A 1,577-nucleotide genomic window follows, 5' to 3' on the forward strand; every position below is an offset into this window, starting at 1 on the left:
TGCGGTGCGCGGGGCTGCGCGCGGCCGGCGACGGCGAGCTGGGCGCGGTCCGCGTGCTCAACGTGCAGGTCACCGGCCAGGTCAGCTTCGACGACGCCGTGCTCACGAACCGGGACGGGCCCGCGCTGCACGCCGACGGTCTCGTCGCGGGCGGCGACCTGTGGCTGACCTCGGCGAAGGTCACCGGTGCCGGCGAAGACGGGGCGCTGCGCCTGATCGGCGCCCGGGTCGGCGGCGAAGCCGACCTCACCGACGCCGTCCTGACCAACGAAACCGGCCCCGCGCTCGAAGCCGACCGCGTCCGCGCCGGCCATCTGCGGCTCGACGGCGTCACGGCGCTCGCGGCCGCCGAAGACGCGGCGATCAGCCTGCTCGGAGCGCGGATCGAGGGCCAGTTCAACGCCGGCGCCGCGGTGGTCGTCAACCGCCGCGGCCGGGGACTGAGCGCCGACGGGATGCAGGTCCTCGACAGCTTCCACGCCGACGGCCTGAAGGCGCGGGCGTCGGGGGAGTACGGCGCGCTCTGCCTGCTCAGCGCACAGATCGCCGGCAACCTCTACCTCGACGGAGCCGAGCTGGCCAACGACACCGGCGCGGCGTTGAGCGGCGACCGGCTCGACGTCGGCGGCAACTTCAGCGCCGACGAGCTGACCGCGGACGGATCCGGCGAACCGGGCACGGTCCGCCTGCTCGGCGCCCGCATCGGCGGCCGGCTGGACCTCGGCGGCGCGCGCCTGACCAACGACGCGAGCCCGGCGCTGTACGCCGACGGCCTGCACGTCGGCGGCAACCTCGCGCTGCCGGGCGCGAAGGTCACCGGCGCGGGCGCGGAGGGCGCGATCCGGCTGCACGGCGTCGTGATCACCGGCCAGCTGCAGGCCGACGGCGCCGAACTGGCGAACGAGTCCGGTCCGGCGTTCCTGGCGGACATGTCGCGCGTGGGGAACTACCTCGACTTCACCGGCCTGAAGGCGGCTTCCTCGGCGGAGTGGGCCGCGGTGAGCGTGTCCGGCGTGCGGGTCGACGGCCACGTCAGCTTCGACGACGCCGTGCTCACGAACGACGCGGGGCCGGCACTGCAGGCCGACCGCTGCCACGTGGCGGAAAGCCTGTCGCTGAAGGGCATCCGGGCCACCGGGGCCGGCGAGGAAGCCACGCTCCGGCTGCTCGACGCGCACGTGACCGGCCAGCTCCTCCTCCTCGACGCCGAGCTGGCGCAGTCCGACGGCGGAACCCTGCTGAGCCTGGAGGGCGCCGTCGTCGAGGGCGCGGTCTTCCTCGCCGCGGACGTCGTGTGCGCGAACCCGGCGCGCGGCCGGCACCCGGGCACGATCGACCTCGACGGCTTCCGCTTCGGCGCGCTCGGCGCGGCCACCTGGCAGGAGTGGCTGCACCTGGTCCGGTGGCACACGGCGGATTACCGGCCCGGGCCGTACCAGCGGCTGGCCGCGGTCGAACGCGCGTCGGGCCACGACGGCAACGCCCGGCACGTCCTCATCGCCCAGCAGCGCGACCTCCAGCGCTGGGCCCCCGAGGGCATCGGCGGCTGGCCCGCCCGCCGGTTCCACTGGCTGTGG

Annotated in this window: 1 pseudogene; it reads left to right on the forward strand. The window is 75.5% G+C overall.

From position 1 onward, the window contains the following. Window positions 1–1,577: pseudogene (locus G3I65_RS16225) on the forward strand (hypothetical protein); the annotation flags it as partial.

Origin of the sequence: Amycolatopsis sp. SID8362 (assembly GCF_010550475.1) — a bacterium.
Taxonomy (GTDB): Bacteria; Actinomycetota; Actinomycetes; order Mycobacteriales; family Pseudonocardiaceae; genus Amycolatopsis; species Amycolatopsis eburnea.